Consider the following 18,204-nt stretch of genomic DNA (forward strand, 5'->3'; position numbering starts at 1 on the left):
GGTTTGATTTTTCTATGGATGCAGTCACGTTACGAGGACGCAAAGAAGGTTTTGAATTAAACATTGATGCGGGTGCGGATTTCGATCAAGCATTAGTTGCACTAGCGGAATTATTGAATAAGATTCGCTTAGAGCAACCGCAGTTGGGGAGCAATCAGATTGAACTGGAGCTGACCACTGGTAGACGCTTGTTGAATGATGCGCAAAAGCAAGCACTGGCGATCGTCTTTGAGCAGTTTCCAGAATTTAATGTGACAAGCATTCAATCGGAAGTCATGACGATTGAACAGGCTGAGATTGATCGGCGGGAAAATAGTATTCACGTTGAACCCAATGTTTTACGAAGCGGCCAAGAGGTCAATTATGTTGGCGATGTCTTATTCGTCGGTAATTTACACCAAGGCGCAATGTTAAAAGCAACGGGCAGTATCTTCGTACTTGGTGAAGTTGCCGGGATTGTGCACGCTGGTTTTCCAGATAATGCAGAAGCAGTTGTTGCAGGTGATTTATCACACGCGTTACAATTGCGGATAGCAGACGCAGTTGAGATTCTCGATCACCAGAAGACGCCATTTACGGCACAGAGTGTAAGTTTCATCAATGATTTACATGTTATCGACTACGGTGAGTTAACGGATTTGAAACAGATTAATCCAAAATTATATCGTAAAATGAAGGAGCAATAAAAATGGGAACAGCTTTGGTTATTACATCCGGTAAAGGCGGCGTTGGTAAAACAACATCAAGCGCCAATATTGGGACGGCGCTTGCGCTTTTAGATAAGAAGGTTTGCTTGTTAGATTTAGACATTGGTCTGCGTAATTTAGATGTTGTCTTAGGATTGAGCAACCGCATTATTTATGATATCGTGGATGTCGCCCAAGGCCGTGCTAAGTTGCACCAAGCACTGATTAAAGATAAACGTTTTGATGAAAAAATTTACTTATTGCCAGCCGCTCAAAATGCGGATAAAGAAGCGTTAACGCCTGATGAAGTCACCGCCATCGTGAATGAATTAAAAGAAGAATTCGATTTTGTGATTCTTGATTGTCCTGCTGGGATTGAATCTGGCTTTAAAAATGCGATTGCCGGTGCAGACGGTGCAATTGTGGTTGCAACTCCCGAAATTTCTTCTGTTAGTGATGCTGACCGCGTTGTCGGCTTGCTAGAAGAAGAAGAAATGCGGATTGCGCCACGCTTAGTAATTAACCGGATTCGGCGTCATATGATGAATGAAGGCGAAACGATGGATGTTGATGAAATTACCAAACATCTTTCAATTTCATTGTTAGGCATTATTTTTGATGATGATGCGGTTATCAAGACGTCCAATGCCGGCGAACCAATTGTGATGGATCCGAAAAACCCAGCAAGCCAAGGCTATCGGAATATTGCCCGTCGTTTACTAGGCGAAACAGTTCCATTGATGACTTTGAAACAACACAAGGTTGGTTTCTGGGCCCGTCTTTTCGGTAAGCAATAAACATTAACCATTGACTTTTGATGCGATATTGAATAGAATGAATAACAATACATTAAACGTTGAACGGTCCAAATTAATTCTTGAGGTTCAGAGAGCTGATGCGTGGTGGAAGTCGGCCCTTGAGATTAATGGCACAACCGTGAGTTTGATCATCGAATAAAGATGATCCGTTAGCCCGTTATCGCTGTAGTTTTAGAAACTACATAAGTTTAAGCTGCGTGAGCAGTTTATTAAACTGAGGTGGCACCGCGATAAATTCGTCCTCTTGGAGAAATCCAGGGGACTTTTTTTTATTGGTCTAAAACTAACTGAGTTGTTTGTTGTGAGGCAAACAAAAATTTGAGGTGGCACCGCGAAATTTAGCCCTCTTTGTGTTTTAAACGCAAAGAGGGCTTTTTATTTTGGACAAATGAGAGGAGTCTGTCATGATTGACTATAGTTTATCGATTTTACCAGCATTATTAAGTGGGGCGCAGATGACGTTGGCTGTTTTTGGCCTAACGATTATTGGTGCGATTCCACTTGGTTTATTATTAAGTTTAGGGTTATTAGCTAAGTTTAAACCACTGCATTATCTTTTAGATTTATATGTGTGGCTGATGCGTGGAACACCGTTATTATTACAACTAATTTTTGTATTTTATGGTTTACCCGTGGTCGGAATTGTTTTTAACCGGTTCGATGCTGCTTTAATCGCTTTTATTTTGAATTATGCTGCGTATTTTGCCGAAATTTTCCGGGGCGGCTTTCAAGCCGTTGATAATGGTCAGATCGAAGCAGCTGAGGTCTTAGGCTTAACTTACCCACAAACAATCGCTAAAATTATCGTGCCCCAAACGGTTAAAATTGTCTTACCGTCTGTCGGTAACGAAGTGATCAACTTGATTAAAGATTCATCGTTAGTGTATGTTATCGGTATTGGGGATTTACTGCGGGCTGGCAATGTCGCAAGTGCGCGTGATGTCAATCTCTTACCACTTTTGCTAGTCGGGATTATTTATTTATTGTTAACAGCCATTTGTACATGGGCATTACGGCGTTTGGAACGCTATTATCGTTATTATCGCTAAGGAGGCGGCAACATGTTTCAATTAGAAAATATCAATCAATCCTTCAAAGGTCGGCAAATTTTGAACGACTTAAATTTATCAGTTGAATCAGGGAGTATTTTAGCGATTGTCGGTCCAAGTGGTGCTGGCAAATCAACTTTATTACGGTTAATGAGTGGGCTTGATCAACCCGATAGCGGACGGTTTATTATTGATGGTAAACCTTACGAACCTAGTAATCGGGAACAAGGGGCGCACATTGGCGTTGTCTTCCAAGATTTTCGGTTATTCCCACATCTTTCTGTCCTTGAGAATGTGACGCTGGCACCCATCATGGTCAAAAAACAACCTGCTAAAAAGGCTAAAGCAGATGGCGCAAAATTATTACAGCAACTAGGGTTAAGTGCTCAGGCGACGGCTTATCCGTTCCAACTATCAGGCGGTCAACGTCAACGAGTCGCAATTGCCCGCGCATTGGCGATGCAACCGGAGATTCTCTGTTATGACGAACCAACCAGCGCACTTGATCCATCGTTAGTGGCAAGTGTCGCACAACTCATTTTAGATTTGAAACAGCAGGGAATGACACAAATTGTTGTCACCCATGATATTCAATTTGCCAACCAGATTGCTGATCAAATCTTTGAATTACAACCAAACGGGGTTCAATAAAATGATGAAGCTTAAAAAAATAGCATTAATAGCGGCTTTATTGATGAGCATGATTGGTTTAGCAGGGTGCGCACAACGCAATCAGCAGGTTGATCAATGGGCAACGATTCAAAAACGTCAAGAAATAGTCGTCGGGATTGATGATAGTTTTGTGCCAATGACTTACCGTGAGAAGAATGGTCAATTAACCGGTTTTGATGTTGATTTGGCACGGGCGATTTTTAAGGGGAGTGGCATTCGGGTTGACTTTCAGTCGATTGATTGGGATATGAAAGAAACGGAATTGAATAATCAAACGATTGATTTAATTTGGAGTGGTTATTCTAAAACGGCGCAACGGGCAAAACGGGTTGCGTTTAGTGACCCGTATCTGACTAATCGGCAAATGATTGTGTCGCTCAAGAAACACCCTGTTAATCAAATGGCTGATTTAACCAACCAACCATTAGGCGTTCAAACGGGCTCATCTGGGATGGAACAACTAGAGCGTTATCCTAAACGATTACAGCAAAGAATTGCCAACCATGCACCAATCCTATATGATACTTATAACAATGCGTTTATCGACTTACAGGCCGATCGGATTAAGGGGCTCTTAATTGATGAAGTCTACGCGCAATTTGAAATTAAGTCACGCCACAATGGCAGCGATTTTCAAGCCATCGACAGTCCTTTTGCAGCAGAACAGTTTGCTGTTGGGATGCGTCCGCAAGATCAACAATTACGTCAATTTATCAACCGACGTTATCGGGTCTTACAAGCAAATGGTACGCTAGCCAAATTAAAAGCAAAGTGGTTTAAAGAATAGGATGAATGAAGAATGACAGCAATCATTATCTGGGGGATAGCACTGATTTGGATTGCAAATACAATCGGGGCTGTTATCACCGTATTTCGCCAACAACGTGATATTGCAGCAACCTGGGCCTGGCTCTTGGTATTGATTTTCTTACCAATTATCGGCTTTGTTTTGTATCTATTTTTCGGAAAAAAATTACCGGAAGATCATATGGTCGATTTGAAAACACAAGAACGGCTCGGCATTGATGCCTTGGTGACCTCCCAAAAAGCAGCGTTACGCCAAGCGCAGAAGCAACACACGTTACCGCCAGAAACGCAGAGCTTAATCAACCTCTTCTTAGTATCAAATACCGCGGTTGTGACCCAGGAAAACAATGTAACAATTTTAACGGATTTGAAGGCGGCGTATCAACAGTTGTTAACGGATGTCAATCGGGCGCAAGATCATATCCATCTTGAATACTATGCTTTTTATGACAACGAACACGGGCGTCAACTGGTCAATCTATTGGCTTACAAGGCACTGTGGGGGGTAAAAGTGCGTGTGATGTATGATGCATTTGGGTCGCAACATTTATCCCGGCAGTTCTTTAAGCCATTGGAAGCAGCCGGCGGCCAAGTTGTCCCGTTTTTTAGTTCTCGGTTCCAGTTCGTTAATCTACGCTTTAACTTTCGTAACCACCGGCAATTGGCAGTAATTGATGGCAATACCGCCTACCTTGGCGATTTTAACCAGAATAATCATCACGTTAATATTCCTGCACGAGATACGCGGATTCGGATTACCGGCGATGGTGTGTTATCGTTTCAAGCTCGCTTTTTCATGGACTGGAATGCGGCTACGCGTCAGGAAAAGGTGTATTACAGTCCGCAATATTTTCCTAACTCAGATGAACACGGGCAGACTAGCATGCAACTGGTATCAAGTGGACCTGATCGAGAACTCGATGAGATTAAGTTAGGCTTTTTGAAGATGATTGCTGCCGCTAAAAAACGGCTGTGGATTCAGACCCCATATTTTATTCCGGATGATTCTGTATTGGCGGCGTTAGTGTTAGCCATTAATTCTGGGGTGACTGTGAAGATCATGATGGCCAAACGTGCAAAACATAAAATGATTCATCATGCGAGTTTGTATTACGCTAGACAAATCGTGAAGGCGGGCGGTCAGATTTACTTCTCTGAATCAACCGGATTTAAATCACGCGTAATGTTAGTTGATGGGCAACTAGCAGCGGTTGGGACGGCTAATTTAGATATTCGCAGTTTTAGATTGAATTTTGAAACGACCGCTTTTTTATATGATGCACAACTCGCAACTGAACTTGAACAATCTTTTACGGCTGATTTAAAAGAATGCTTACCATTTACGAAACAACGGATACAAGAGCAAAGCAATCAAGAACGTTGGTCACAGGACTTAGCGCGTTTGTTTGCCCCAATTATGTAAAAAAAGAACCGTCAGATTTAATCTGACGGTTCTTTTTTAGTTATTTGAAATAGTCGGTTAAGCCGGTATAAACGGCATCAGCGACTTTAGCTTGGTAATTAGCACTGCTAATATAACTAAAGTCTTTATCAGAATTGATGTAGCCGAGTTCTAAGAGAACAGCAGGCCGTTGATTATCGCGAAGGACTTGATAATTGCCGTATTCAATGCCGCGATTGTTAAGCGGTAATGTCTTAGTCTGATTGTTGATGGCCTTCGCGAGGCTCATATCCTTACTGCTTGAATAGTAGTAGGTTGTTGTCCCGGATGCTTCATTGGCTTCATTGCTTGAATCAAAATGAACGCTGATAAAGGCATCAGCCTTTAATTTATTGGCAAGAGCAGGTCGCGGTTCGAGATCGACAAAACTATCATTTGAACGCGTTAGCACGACGTTAGCACCAGCCGCTTTTAATTTTTTAGCAATCGCATCGACGGTCGCTAATGTGTAGTCTTTTTCATACTTAGACTTAGTTGAAAGTGCACCGACGTCGGTGCCACCATGACCAGCATCTAAAACAATGGTGGCTTCAGAAAGGGAAGTAGCGCTAGTCTTAACAACTTCATTCTTCTCAGAAGGAGTGACAACCCAACTTGCGACGTAACCGGTATTACCATCGGCATCTTTAACTTGATACCAAGTACCACTCTTATTGATATAAGTTAGCTTGGTATTGGCCGGGTAGCTTTGGGTATATTGATACGAAACATCAGGACCAGTGCGTAGCTTGGTATTATCCAGTTGGGTGGTCACTGATTTAATCGCGGAGCTACTTGTATCAGTATCCGTAGACTCAGATTCAGCGGTTGTCGTTTTTTGAACAGTCGCCGGAGCTTGGTCGGAAACTTCGATTAAATCACTTTGTACCCAGCCAACTGCTGAGTTGTATTTAATCTGGCTCCAACCGTTTTGTTGGTATAAGACTGTAATTTCGTCACCTTGATTTAACTTACCGAGTAGTTGACTATCGGCACTACTGCTTTGGCGGACATTGGCAAAACTGTTGGTGACCTTAGCGACTCGGTTTGAAGTGGCACTGACTTCGGTGTTATCGACTAACCAGCTAGCAACCCAGCCAATCTTATCACCACTTAAGCGCACTTGGTACCAATTATTCTTTTGTGAGATAACATTCATTGTTTCGCCTTTATTGGCTTGACTCATGACATCATAAGATAATCCAGGGCCTTGGCGAACGTTTACGACGTTCGCTTTAATCGTAATTTGTTGGTAAGCAGCCAGCGCGTGGGTCACAAAGAGACCGACAAAAACGAGTAATGCTAATATAATAACGGCCGGATAGTGTTTAAACCAGCTCAAAGGTTTCTGCATTTTTTTCAACACCTTTGTTATGTTTTATTAATTTATAAGGTTAATTATAGCAAAAAACTCAACTTTCTAAAGGGTTTCAGCGAAAAAGTTACAAAAAATTCAAGATTGATTGACTTTTTTTTGAAATAACGTTAATCTTATAACAATAAGAATAAGTGATGACCAGTGATAAAGTAAAGGCTAAGCCCCCCTACGACAGAGATGATTTCACAGCTGCAAGAAATCAATGGCACGCCGAGACTGCTTTTGAGGTCTGTGTGGTCGCACACCGTTGGCAACAACGTTATATAATTAAGCTAAAATTAAGGTGGTACCGTGCATTTAAGCACCCTTGTTCAACGACAGGGGTGTTTTTTATTTGGTATCCATTTGGAGGAATGATCATGGGCTATCAAAAGCCAAAAGGAACTGCGGATATTTTACCTGGAGATTCAAACCAGTGGCAATTAGTGGAGAAAACGGCACGCGACGTTTTTGCCCGCTATCAATTCAACGAAATTAGAACACCATTATTTGAAAGCTATGATGTCTTTTCACGGAGTTCAGGCGATACATCTGATATTGTCAGCAAAGAAATGTATGATTTCATGGATAAAGGGGATCGGCATATCGCGCTGCGTCCAGAGGGCACAGCTGGAGTTGTACGGGCGTTCGTAGAAAATAAACTTTATGGGCCAGAACATCAAAAACCTTATAAGGTGTATTACATGGGACCAATGTTCCGTTATGAACGGCCACAATCAGGCCGGCAACGCCAGTTCCATCAAATTGGGGTCGAAGCATTTGGTTCTGAGAGTCCAGCGGTTGATGTTGAAGTCATTAGCATGGCGATGCGTTTATTACGTGAATGCCATATTACGGATTTAAAACTGGCCATCAATACCTTAGGGGATGCAGAAAGTCGCGCGGCTTATCATGAAGCCCTTGTCAGCTATCTTGAACCACATTTTGATGAATTAAGTGACGATTCTAAAGTTCGTCTACACAAGAACCCATTGCGCGTCTTAGATAGTAAAGATGCTAAGGACCAAGAAATTGTGAAGGATGCACCTGTTATTTTGGATTACTTAACACCAGAAGCAACGGCGCACTTTGAAACGGTTAAGCACTTACTTGAAACATTGCACATTCCATATGAAGTGGATACTGAAATGGTGCGCGGACTCGATTATTACAATCACACAATTTTTGAAATTATGACAAATAATAAGGTGCTTGGTCGCGGCTACACAACCGTCTTAGCCGGTGGCCGTTATAATGGGTTAGTTGAACAACTTGGTGGCCCGGACATGCCAGGGGTTGGTTTTGGTTTAGGCGTTGAACGATTATTATTATTGATGAATGCGCAAAACGAAGCGTTGGTTCCAGAATCTAAACTCGATGTGTATGTCGTTGGAATTGGCGCTGAAACAAGTGCGACAACTCTCCAAATCGTTGAAAAGATTCGTGATACAGGTTTAACCGCTGATCGAGACTATCTTGATCGTAAACCAAAAGCGCAATTTAAAACAGCTAATAAGTTAAACGCCCAAATGGTGATTACAATCGGTGAATCAGAATTAGCTGATCAAACAGCACATGTTAAAGACATGATTAGTGGTGTTGAAATTACGGTACCACTTGCTGAAGTCTATGCTGACTTTAAAGCAGTGCAACAACAGTTAAATCAAAATTAACGCATATAAGATGCCTCAAAAGTAAATTTGAGGCATCTTTTTTATTTGATGGCAGTCAATTCACTTTAATCCTCAGGAAATCCTAGACTGCTAGAACACTCTAAATGTGTTCTGACAGCCATTTCCCTCCGGTTAATTCGAAGTTCCAAACAAGCGCTGTGCGCTTATTCGTCCCTTCGCTTTAATCCTCAGGAAATCCCAGACTGTCAGAACACTCTGAGCATATTTGTCGCTATCTGTTTGTATCTGCTTATAATAATAAACACGAAGGAGTGATGGATATGACAGATGATTTAGAACAACGGTTAACGACGGAACAATATGCGGTAACCCAACAAAATGCGACGGAGGCCCCATTTACCGGCGAGTATGATGATTTTGATGAACAAGGCATCTACGTGGATGTTGTCAGTCATGAACCATTATTTAGTTCGTTAGATAAATATGATGCAGGCTGTGGTTGGCCCTCATTTACAAAGCCAATTGCGCCTTTGACGGAACGCCGGGACCAATCTTATGGGATGGAACGCGTTGAAGTCCGTAGTGAAGAAGCTAATTCGCATTTAGGGCACGTTTTTAATGATGGACCGCAAGAAGCTGGTGGATTACGCTATTGCATCAACTCAGCAGCTTTAAAATTTATTCCAGTCGAACAACTCGAAAATGAAGGTTACGGTCAATATCTAAGCTTATTTGAAGAGGGGGCACAATAATGGCAACTGATACAGCAATTTTTGCCGGTGGGTGTTTTTGGTGCATGGTTCTTCCGTTTGATCAGCAACCGGGGATTATCAAGGTTGTTTCTGGTTATACCGGTGGGCATGTTCCTAATCCAACTTATGAGGAAGTTTGCTCGCATACGACGGGGCACACTGAAGCAGTTGAAATTACATTTGATCCCGCGATTATTTCTTATGCGGAATTAGTTGAAATTTATTGGCGCCAAACAGATCCAACCGATGCCATGGGGCAGTTCCAAGATCGTGGCGATAGTTACCGGCCGGTAATTTTCGTTAACTCGCCTGAGCAACGTGCAATCGCGGAAGCTTCCAAACAAGCATTAATCGATAGTGGTCGCTTCAACGAACCGATTGTCACGCAAATTGAGGCTGCCAAACCGTTCTATCCAGCCGAAGAATATCACCAAGATTTCTATAAAAAAGAACCATTTAGAGCAGATTTGGTCGAGGGGACACGCCGTGCTTTCATTCGTGAAAATTGGGCGCATTAATTCCAAGAAATCCTTTAGTATACACAAATGGTATGCTAGAATGAAAGACATCAAAAGTGAATAGGTGTGATATTCAAGTGGACGATTTAGCTCGGAAACATCAAAATATGGCGAAGATTTCGGCAGCCATTTTATACGGAATTTGTGTGTCGATTGCATTGAACTTTTTCTGGGAAGAAGGTGGCATTTACGCCTCCGGGATTACCGGGTTCGCGCAATTCATTCATACAGTGACGTCGAAATTTATGCCGTTTCTACCATTTCCATTATCAACGTCATTGATGTTATTCGTGTTAAATGTGCCATTATTTATTCTTGCGTGGTTCAAAATTGGCCACCATTTCACCATTTATACGTTTATTGCAGTTGTTTTTTCAAGTGTTATGGTACAGATTATGCCCTTTACACAGCTAACCACTAATCCGATTATCTGTGCGATTTTTGGGGCGGTAATTAACGGTTTTGGGACCGGGATGGCCTTGAAAAACGATATTTCCACTGGTGGCTTAGATATCATTGGGATTGTACTGCGCAAAAAAACCGGCCGTTCAGTCGGTTCAATCAATATCATGTTTAATGTGGCGCTCGTTTTTGCTGCTGGGTTCCTCTTTGGTTGGGAACATGCGCTCTATAGTATCTTGAGTATTTTTGTCAACGGCAAAGTCATCGATATGGTTTATACGCGCCAACAAAAACTGCAGGTGATGATTATTACCGATAAGCCCAAAGTTGTGATTCAAATGATTCAAGAAGAAATGCGGCGTGGGATTACAATTGTTCACGACGTAGAAGGGGCATATAACCGTGAAGAAAAGACGATGTTATTTACCGTTATTTCTCGCTTTGAAATGCATGATTTAGAAATGGTCATGAAACAAGCGGATGATCACGCGTTCGTCAGCATGACGGAAGCTGTCAAAATTCTCGGGCATTTCTATGAACCTAAGATTAAATAAGATAACCCGCCATTCAGTTGAATGGCGGGCTTTTTTTATGGGTTAGGTTTCGTCTTGCTTTTTGTTGCGCTTTCTGTGACAATCTAGTTAATCAAAATGCATGGAGGTAGTGGAATGTTATTAGGGAGTCACGTTAGTATGAAAGGCAAGCAGATGTTACTAGGGTCAGCGGAGAGTGCAGTTGATTTTGGTGCAAATGCCTTCATGATATATACCGGCGCGCCACAAAATACGCGCCGCAAACCAATCGAAGAATTAAATATTGAAGCAGCAAAACCCTATATTGAAGCTCACAACTTAGGTCCAATTGTTGTTCATGCACCATACATCGTTAATTTAGGGAATACAGTGAAGCCTGAGAACTTCAAGTTTGCGGTCTCTTTTTTACAAGAAGAAGTGTTACGCGCTGAAGCATTAGGGGCCACTCAAATCGTCTTGCATCCAGGTGCACACGTTGGGGCGGGTGCAGATGCTGGTATTCAACAAATTATCAAAGGATTAAACGAAATTTTACGACCTGATCAAACCGCCCAAATTGCCTTAGAAACTATGGCGGGTAAAGGAACCGAAGTCGGGCGGTCATTTGAAGAAATTGCACAGATGATTGATGGCGTGACTTACAATGAAAAGTTATCAGTGACATTTGATACTTGTCATACAAATGATGCCGGATATAATGTGCGTGAAGATTTTGACGGCGTTTTGAATGAATTCGATCACATTATCGGTTTGGACCGCTTAAAAGTTGTTCATTTAAACGATTCTAAGAACCCACAAGGCGCACACAAAGATCGTCATGCCAATATTGGGTTTGGTGAAATCGGGTTTGACGCTTTAAACCATGTCTTGCGTCATGAACAACTTGTTAATGTGCCAAAAATTCTAGAAACCCCATACGTCGGCGAAGATAAAAAACATAACTTCGCGCCATACGCGTATGAAATTGCAATGCTCAAAGCAGGTCAATTCGATCCCGATTTATTAACGAAGGTTGAGCAGAACGAAGGCAAACTATGAATTTAAAACGAACTAAGTTTGGTATTTTTATCTTAATAGCGGCGTTTTGGACCTTCATTTTTAGCCAGCCAGTCCAGGCTGCCGATACCTATGACATCAGTCTTTATCAGGTAAACGTTGATGTACAACCTGATGGGGGTGCTCAGGTCGAACAAAAAACGGTGTTTGATATCCAAGATAATATCCATGGGGTCTATATCAACCAGAATCTCCAAACAAACGTTGGTCAACCAAAGAAGTTGGTTAACCCGCAAGTCGCAGTTAATGGTCATCCGTTTAGTCAAAGTGAATCAGGTACTGAAGGCACCTATAGCTTAACTGATGCACAACAAAATTATCGGTTCAAACTATACCAAACTGCACAAGATGGCAATCAATTAGCGGTTACTTTGAAATATCAGTTACAAAATCTGATTATTAATTATCGTGATACGGCGGAATTGAATTGGAAAGTGATTGGCGATGCGTGGGATAGTGACTTACAAAACGTTCAAGTGGTAATACAATTACCTACCACATTCAAAAAAGCAGACCTCAAATCATGGACGCACGGCAATTTAGATGGGCAACAAGTCGTTGAACCCGATAAAGGCCGGGTAACAATTAAACTCGCTAATAATCCAGCAAATCAATTTGTCGAAAGCCATATTATTTTTCCAACGGCGGTGACTGCGGCGAATCCGAATCAGATTGATCAATCACGTCGGGCAGCCATTATCAAACAAGAAGCGCGTTTGGCGCAACAAGCTAATCAAGAACGCAAAGCACAAAAACGCCGTTATTGGCTTTTATCTATAGGAGCAGTGGTCTTAGCGCCCGGCATGTTCTTGTTAATTTTACGTAAAATTCGAAAAACGCTTCCTGTGATGACTTATACTGGACAGGCACCAGAACACGTCTATGATTTGCCAGATGAAAATGGGCCTGCGGTTGTGCGTCAGTTGTTGGCATTACCAATTACGGAGACAGCAGGGGCGGAGAGCTTATCCGCAACGATTCTAGACTTAGTTGCTCGAAAGAATCTAATAATTGATGTTCAGGAACCAAAGAAGGAACTATTCCATAAAAAAACGCCGCAATTTTCATTAACGCTCGTCAATCGCAATCAGTTATCACATTCAGAAAAGAAGTTAGTTAGCTGGCTATTTGATGTGATTGGTGATGGGCAGCATGTCAGTCTATTTGAGATTGAGAAATATCCAAAACGGCATAGTGCAAAACTGTTCAATCAACATTACCATGGGTGGCAAACAGCAGTGGCGACTGAAGCAAGTCGTAGCGGGTGGTTACGAGAACACATCGCTGAGTTAATGACCAGTTTGAATTATTGGTTAATCGGCCTTGGCGCCCTATTTTTAATTTTGATTTTTGGTGCTCTGATTGGCTTAGTTGCTTGGTGGACGCTCATTCCGATGGGGCTTGTCTTCATTTTAACCGTCTGGCGTAGATTTAATTTGCAACTATGGACGCAATTGGGTTACGAAAAACGGGGCGAATGGCAAGGCTTTAAACAAATGCTAAAGGATATTTCGACACTCGATATGGCGAATGTCCCAGATGTACTATTGTGGGATAGGTATTTAAGTTATGCAACGGCCTTCGGGATTGCTGATAAGGTCGTTAAAGCTTTGAAGATTCGATTGACGCCGGAACAACTTCAAACAATGCCTCTGGGTTATTATTATTACTACGGGTATACTGGGGGGTTGAACATCGGTCAATCCTTTACAACAGCTCTCAATAGTAGTGTTGGCAGTGCGGTCAGTGCTGCTAATCCAACAAGTGTTAGTGGTGGTTCTGGCGGCTTTTCAGGCGGCTCATCAGGCGGTTTCGGTGGCGGTTCCGGTGGTGGGACTTTCTAGTCCAATCAAATGATTAGGTGAAACGCCAACACACTGGTATTATGAGCGTTATTAAAATGTAATTAACGCGCTAAATAAGTGTTAGTTGGAGGAGGAAAGCACATGGAGTTTAACGATGTGGTTAATCACCGCAAGGCAATTCGGTCATTTGACCCAAACAAACCGATCTCGGATGAATTAATCGAAAAAATAATGGTGTCCGCCCAACGAACACCGTCGTGGACGAATTCACAACCTTGGAAAGTCTATGTAGCGACGGGTGCAACCTTGGCAGAGATTAAAACAGACCATCTAGAACGAACTGAAAAGCGGATGAAATGCTATTCTGATCTGAACGTGATTCACCGGATAGACTGGGGACCGTTAATGGCTGAGAACAGTCGCGTGTGGAATGCTGAAATCAGCGCCTATCTTGGCGAAGCGGGGCTGGCTAATTTCAGTGATTTACAGCGCCATCTGTTCAATGCGCCCGTCATTATTTACTTGACGGTTGAACGCGACGTTTCACCATGGATGATTTATGATATGGGGGCGTTTAGTCAGTCGATTCTTTTAGCAGCGGCCAATGAACAGGTCGATACGATTCCAGCCTATGAAACGGCGAAATATCCGGATGCGGTACGAAAAATAGTGGGAATCCCGGAAAATGAACTGTTGATTGGTGGGATTGCCAGGGGGTACCGTAGTGAAGGGATGATTAATGCATTTCATTCGCAGCGTAGTTCGGTTGCGAGTTTTTTAACGATTAAACATTAACAAATTAAAAAAGCGTTCAAATCGATTTCAGATTTGAACGCTTTTTTTAATTGACGTGATCGTTCGCACTGCCCGCAAAATCGAGGCCCATGCGTTCAAGAATAATTGTGGCAGTTTCTTCGATCGAACGGTTGGCAACATTAATCACTTGGCAACCAATCTTATCATACAGGTCTTGGGCGAAAGCCAATTCAGCTTTAATTTCGTCCATGTCTGAATAAGTGGTATCAGGATTTAACCCATAAGCAATCATCCGTTCCCGGCGAATGTTATTGAGGACTTCTGGTGTATTCATCAGGCCGATAATTTTCTTAGGATCAACCCGCCAGATTTCGTCTGGAATGTGCGCTTGTGGCACGATTGGTAAGTTGGCAACCTTGATATTCCGATTGGCTAAAAAGAGCGACAGCGGCGTCTTAGACGTTCTAGAAACACCGAGCAACACGATATCTGCTTCTAAGAAACCGTGGGGGTCTTTACCATCATCGTACATAACAGCAAATTCCATCGCTGAAATGCGGTCAAAATAACGATCGTTCAAATGATGTAGTGCCCCAGCTTCACCAGTTGGCGTTCTGTTGGTTTTAGCAGTAATCATTTGTGTCATTGGTGACATCATGTCGAAACTGGCGATTTTTTTTGCTTGGCAATAGGTTTCGGCGATTTCAGAAAGACCGTTAGTGGCTAATGTATGGACCACAATTGTTTCTTCAGGAACCGCTTTGCTTAAGACGTCCATGAGTTTCTCTTGCGTGTGAACGAAGGGGAAGCGGACGAGATCAGGTTTAACGTCCGGAAATTGGGCGAGCGCTGCTTGTGCTAATTGGAGGGCGGTTTGGCCGACTGAGTCCGAAAGCACAAAAACGGTTAATGGTTTAGATTCTGGCATAAGGCATGCTCCTTTATTCACTTTTATAGCGCTATCATACCATAATTATCGAAAAAATCGCTAGATTTGAAAAAATATTCAATTAATTCCCTGTGGGTTATTGACCGTATTTTCAACATTCGCTATAATAGCAAAGAACGGTTCACGTGAAGTTAAATTTTTAACGAACGTAAACGGTTATACTTAGCACGCGAGGGGAGGGATATCATATGGGCAAGACAGTCGTTCGCAGTAACGAATCTCTAGATGATGCTCTTCGTCGCTTCAAGCGTTCCGTATCAAAAGCTGGTACAATACAAGAATATCGTAAACGTGAATTTTACGAGAAACCAAGTGTAAAACGTAAGTTGAAATCAGAAGCTGCAAGAAAACGTAAGAAGTTCTAATTTCTTAGATAAAGGAAATGATTGAATGAGTTTACTTGAACAACTAAGTTCTGATTTGAAAACGGCGATGAAGGCCAAAGATAAGTTGCGATTAGCTGTTATTCGGAGTTTAAAGACCGCTTTAACTAACGCCAAAATTAGTGCGGGGCAAGACTTATCTTCTGACGAAGAATTAAGTGTATTATCATCACAACTTAAGCAACGTAAGGATTCATTAGCTGAGTTTGAAAAGGGCGATCGTGCAGATCTCGCTGAACAAACAAAAGCAGAAATTGAAATCGTACAAGCTTATTTACCAGAGCAGCTAGATGAAGCAGCAGTGATCTCCATTGTTGACGAAGCAATGCAAGCTACTGGTGCGACAAGTAAGGCTGACTTTGGCAAGGTGATGCAATATGTCATGCCTAAGGTCAAAGGACGAGCTGATGGCGCTATGGTCAATCAAGTCGTTAAATCAAAATTAAGTTAATTTTAGGCGGGACTTCCTCTGGGGAGTCCCGCTTTTTTTATGGTCGTTAATTCAGATTTTGATAATTGACCATAAATTCGTGAATTAGCGCGGCTGGCTACTTTTAAAACGGTTGTTGTTTGTGATAGAATGATGGTAGTTTTCATTCTAAAACAAATGAAGTTGAAACGTGCGGTTGCAACTTGATTCTTCACTTTACGACGTGTAGTTAATAATCGACTAAAGTCGTTTATTTGCTGGGCTAGATAATACTCAGAATCAGTTGCAGTCACACTCTGGAAGGAGTTATCTTTGTTGGCTGAAACAGATGAGCGTTTATTTCAATTGGCAACGCCAAATTTAGCGGCTGCTTTAATGGGCACACACGATACCTTTTTAAAAATCATCGAGGAAAGCTTATCTGTCGAACTGATTGCGTTTGACGAGCATATTACCATTCGCGGCGAACAACCAGCAGTTGACCAAGCCGCTTCTGTTTTAGAAAACTTAGTGGCACTGTTACAACATGGCATTAAGCTCAATAGTAGTGATGTGGTGAGTGCGACGAAGATGGCCCAAAAAGGCACGATTGCTGGTTTCCAAGAACTTTACACGGAGCCATTAATCAAGGATCGTAAAGGGCAGCATATTCGCGTGAAGACATTCGGTCAACGTCAATACGTGAATGCGATTCGTCAAAACGATGTCACGTTTGGGATTGGCCCCGCCGGAACGGGGAAAACATTCTTAGCCGTTGTCATGGCCGTTGCGGCGTTGAAACAAGGATTAGTCGAACGGATCATTTTAACGCGTCCGGCGGTTGAAGCTGGTGAGAGTTTAGGCTTTTTACCAGGTGATCTAAAGGAAAAGGTGGACCCTTATTTACGACCGATTTATGATGCATTATATGCTGTTTTGGGTAAAGAACATACTGAACGTTTGTTAGAGCGTGGTGTCATTGAGATTGCACCGCTTGCGTATATGCGTGGCAGAACACTAGAAGAAGCTTTCGTTATTTTGGACGAAGCCCAGAATACAACGCCTGCTCAGATGAAGATGTTCTTAACGCGACTTGGGTTTAACTCGAAGATGATTGTCAACGGCGATATTAGCCAGATTGACTTACCTAAGAAAACAATGAGCGGCTTGGTGCAAGCTGAACATATTTTGCACGATATTCCTAAGATTGCTTTCGTACAGTTCAGTTCAGAAGATGTGGTACGGCACCCAGTTGTTGCTAAGATTATTAACGCCTATGCGGCGATTGAAAAGATGAGAAAGTAGGAACACTTGAATGGATATCCAAATTATCGATGAAACAAAAGTAGTTGCAGAAGCAAACGTGAAACTGGTCACGGATATTTTAGAATATGCCGGGCAACAATTAGATTTACCTGAAGACACAGAAATGTCTGTCACGTTTGTGACGAACGAACGCATTCGCCAAATTAACAAGGAATACCGCGATACTGACCGTGCGACTGATGTCATCAGTTTTGCAATCGAAGAAGATCCTGAAGAAGAAGGATTACCAGCCAACTTTGAAGAACTATTCGACATTCCCAAGAATATCGGTGATTTGTTTGTTTCATTAGAAAAAGCAGCTGAACAAGCTGAAACTTATGGACATTCATTTGAACGTGAATTAGGGTACACAATGGTTCACGGCTTCTTACACTTAAATGGTTATGATCACATTCATAGTGAAGATGAAGCACAAATGATTCCATTACAGGAGAAGATCCTCGATGAATTTGGATTACAACGGTAAAAAACCACAAACGGGCAAGAATAAACATTTTTGGCAGTCACTACGCCACGCACTCGGTGGATTATGGACCGCTTTTAAAACTGAGGCTAATTTGCGCCGCGATATTTGGTTTGCACTCATTGCGATTGCTTTCGGTATTTATTGTCAGTTACATTATTTAGATTGGTTAGCGATTATTTTCGCGATTTTTATCGTTTTTATGGCTGAATTTTGGAATACAGTTATGGAACATCTCGTGGACTTATTAGTCGACCATCAGTACCATCCATTGGCTAAACAGATTAAAGATATCAGTGCAGCCAGTGTCTTAATCAGCGCAATTTTAGCGCTATTGATTGGCGCCATTGTCTTTGGACACGCCATATTTAACTAAAAGGGGACTATT

At 42.2% G+C, this 18,204-nt stretch carries 21 protein-coding genes; 18 read left to right on the forward strand and 3 right to left on the reverse strand.

Features of this window, described 5'->3' with window-relative positions; all coding sequences use genetic code 11:
* Positions 1-14: 14 nt before the first annotated feature.
* From ACF1X7_RS05975 to cls, 6 genes are all read left to right on the forward strand, one after another.
* Positions 15-686, forward strand: a complete 672-nt coding sequence (locus ACF1X7_RS05975; RefSeq protein WP_411162542.1) for a septum site-determining protein MinC — start codon at positions 15-17, stop codon at positions 684-686.
* Positions 687-688: 2 nt separating this feature from the next.
* Positions 689-1,483, forward strand: a complete 795-nt coding sequence (minD, locus tag ACF1X7_RS05980) for a septum site-determining protein MinD (protein ID WP_004270675.1) — start codon at positions 689-691, stop codon at positions 1,481-1,483.
* A gap of 425 nt (positions 1,484-1,908) precedes the next feature.
* On the forward strand, positions 1,909-2,553 hold the full coding sequence (locus tag ACF1X7_RS05985; protein ID WP_039098561.1) for an amino acid ABC transporter permease: 645 nt from the start codon (positions 1,909-1,911) through the stop codon (positions 2,551-2,553).
* A gap of 12 nt (positions 2,554-2,565) precedes the next feature.
* Positions 2,566-3,204: an amino acid ABC transporter ATP-binding protein gene (locus ACF1X7_RS05990; RefSeq protein WP_411162543.1), complete on the forward strand. Its 639-nt coding sequence runs from the start codon at positions 2,566-2,568 to the stop codon at positions 3,202-3,204.
* A 4-nt stretch (positions 3,205-3,208) separates the two neighbouring features.
* Entirely contained in the window at positions 3,209-4,012 is an 804-nt protein-coding gene (locus ACF1X7_RS05995) for an amino acid ABC transporter substrate-binding protein (RefSeq protein WP_411162554.1), read from the forward strand.
* 12 nt (positions 4,013-4,024) lie between these two features.
* Positions 4,025-5,455, forward strand: coding sequence for a cardiolipin synthase (gene cls, locus ACF1X7_RS06000; protein WP_411162544.1), 1,431 nt, complete (start codon positions 4,025-4,027; stop codon positions 5,453-5,455).
* A 40-nt stretch (positions 5,456-5,495) separates the two neighbouring features.
* On the opposite strand, the gene ACF1X7_RS06005 is transcribed toward cls, so the two are convergent.
* Complete coding sequence (locus tag ACF1X7_RS06005; RefSeq protein WP_035186956.1) at positions 5,496-6,827, reverse strand: N-acetylmuramoyl-L-alanine amidase; 1,332 nt, start codon at positions 6,825-6,827, stop codon at positions 5,496-5,498.
* 383 nt (positions 6,828-7,210) lie between these two features.
* Here ACF1X7_RS06005 and hisS point away from each other — a divergent pair, with 383 nt between their 5' ends.
* The 7 genes from hisS to ACF1X7_RS06040 all read left to right on the forward strand — a co-directional run bounded on the left by hisS (position 7,211) and on the right by ACF1X7_RS06040 (position 14,325).
* Positions 7,211-8,503, forward strand: coding sequence for a histidine--tRNA ligase (gene hisS, locus ACF1X7_RS06010; protein WP_411162545.1), 1,293 nt, complete (start codon positions 7,211-7,213; stop codon positions 8,501-8,503).
* 281 nt (positions 8,504-8,784) lie between these two features.
* The gene (gene msrB, locus ACF1X7_RS06015) at positions 8,785-9,216 is read left to right on the forward strand and encodes a peptide-methionine (R)-S-oxide reductase MsrB (protein ID WP_004271139.1); all 432 of its coding nucleotides are present in this window, start codon (positions 8,785-8,787) and stop codon (positions 9,214-9,216) included.
* Positions 9,216-9,734, forward strand: coding sequence for a peptide-methionine (S)-S-oxide reductase MsrA (gene msrA, locus ACF1X7_RS06020; protein WP_411162546.1), 519 nt, complete (start codon positions 9,216-9,218; stop codon positions 9,732-9,734). Before msrB ends, msrA begins: the two co-directional genes overlap by 1 nt.
* A gap of 107 nt (positions 9,735-9,841) precedes the next feature.
* Positions 9,842-10,690 (forward strand): YitT family protein, encoded by an 849-nt coding sequence (locus ACF1X7_RS06025; protein ID WP_186738808.1) that lies wholly within the window; start codon positions 9,842-9,844, stop codon positions 10,688-10,690.
* Positions 10,691-10,804: 114 nt separating this feature from the next.
* The gene (locus ACF1X7_RS06030; RefSeq protein ID WP_146955354.1) at positions 10,805-11,707 is read left to right on the forward strand and encodes a deoxyribonuclease IV; all 903 of its coding nucleotides are present in this window, start codon (positions 10,805-10,807) and stop codon (positions 11,705-11,707) included.
* Complete coding sequence (locus tag ACF1X7_RS06035) at positions 11,704-13,569, forward strand: DUF2207 domain-containing protein (RefSeq protein ID WP_411162547.1); 1,866 nt, start codon at positions 11,704-11,706, stop codon at positions 13,567-13,569. Before ACF1X7_RS06030 ends, ACF1X7_RS06035 begins: the two co-directional genes overlap by 4 nt.
* Positions 13,570-13,671: 102 nt before the next feature.
* Positions 13,672-14,325: a nitroreductase gene (locus tag ACF1X7_RS06040; RefSeq protein ID WP_411162548.1), complete on the forward strand. Its 654-nt coding sequence runs from the start codon at positions 13,672-13,674 to the stop codon at positions 14,323-14,325.
* Between the two features lie 46 nt (positions 14,326-14,371).
* On the opposite strand, the gene ACF1X7_RS06045 is transcribed toward ACF1X7_RS06040, so the two are convergent.
* Complete coding sequence (locus tag ACF1X7_RS06045) at positions 14,372-15,214, reverse strand: pyruvate, water dikinase regulatory protein (RefSeq protein WP_064777192.1); 843 nt, start codon at positions 15,212-15,214, stop codon at positions 14,372-14,374.
* Positions 15,215-15,423: 209 nt separating this feature from the next.
* On the opposite strand from ACF1X7_RS06045, the gene rpsU reads away from it, so the two are divergent.
* Entirely contained in the window at positions 15,424-15,600 is a 177-nt protein-coding gene (rpsU, locus tag ACF1X7_RS06050; protein ID WP_004270806.1) for a 30S ribosomal protein S21, read from the forward strand.
* A gap of 25 nt (positions 15,601-15,625) precedes the next feature.
* Positions 15,626-16,069, forward strand: a complete 444-nt coding sequence (locus ACF1X7_RS06055; protein WP_039099633.1) for a GatB/YqeY domain-containing protein — start codon at positions 15,626-15,628, stop codon at positions 16,067-16,069.
* Between the two features lie 2 nt (positions 16,070-16,071).
* Here ACF1X7_RS06055 and ACF1X7_RS06060 read toward each other — a convergent pair whose 3' ends face one another.
* Positions 16,072-16,341, reverse strand: a complete 270-nt coding sequence (locus tag ACF1X7_RS06060) for a hypothetical protein (protein ID WP_367370077.1) — start codon at positions 16,339-16,341, stop codon at positions 16,072-16,074.
* Between the two features lie 19 nt (positions 16,342-16,360).
* Here ACF1X7_RS06060 and ACF1X7_RS06065 point away from each other — a divergent pair, with 19 nt between their 5' ends.
* The 3 genes from ACF1X7_RS06065 to ACF1X7_RS06075 are packed head-to-tail and all read left to right on the forward strand — an operon-like array spanning position 16,361 to position 18,192.
* On the forward strand, positions 16,361-17,332 hold the full coding sequence (locus tag ACF1X7_RS06065) for a PhoH family protein (RefSeq protein ID WP_174795740.1): 972 nt from the start codon (positions 16,361-16,363) through the stop codon (positions 17,330-17,332).
* A 10-nt stretch (positions 17,333-17,342) separates the two neighbouring features.
* Complete coding sequence (ybeY, locus tag ACF1X7_RS06070; protein WP_004270819.1) at positions 17,343-17,819, forward strand: rRNA maturation RNase YbeY; 477 nt, start codon at positions 17,343-17,345, stop codon at positions 17,817-17,819.
* Positions 17,797-18,192: a diacylglycerol kinase family protein gene (locus tag ACF1X7_RS06075; protein ID WP_146955351.1), complete on the forward strand. Its 396-nt coding sequence runs from the start codon at positions 17,797-17,799 to the stop codon at positions 18,190-18,192. The genes ybeY and ACF1X7_RS06075 overlap by 23 nt, the downstream gene beginning before the upstream one ends.
* The last annotated feature ends 12 nt before the right edge of the window (positions 18,193-18,204 follow it).

The sequence above is a fragment of the Latilactobacillus sp. VITA-14 genome (assembly GCF_046580785.1).
Classification (GTDB): domain Bacteria; phylum Bacillota; class Bacilli; order Lactobacillales; family Lactobacillaceae; genus Latilactobacillus; species Latilactobacillus curvatus.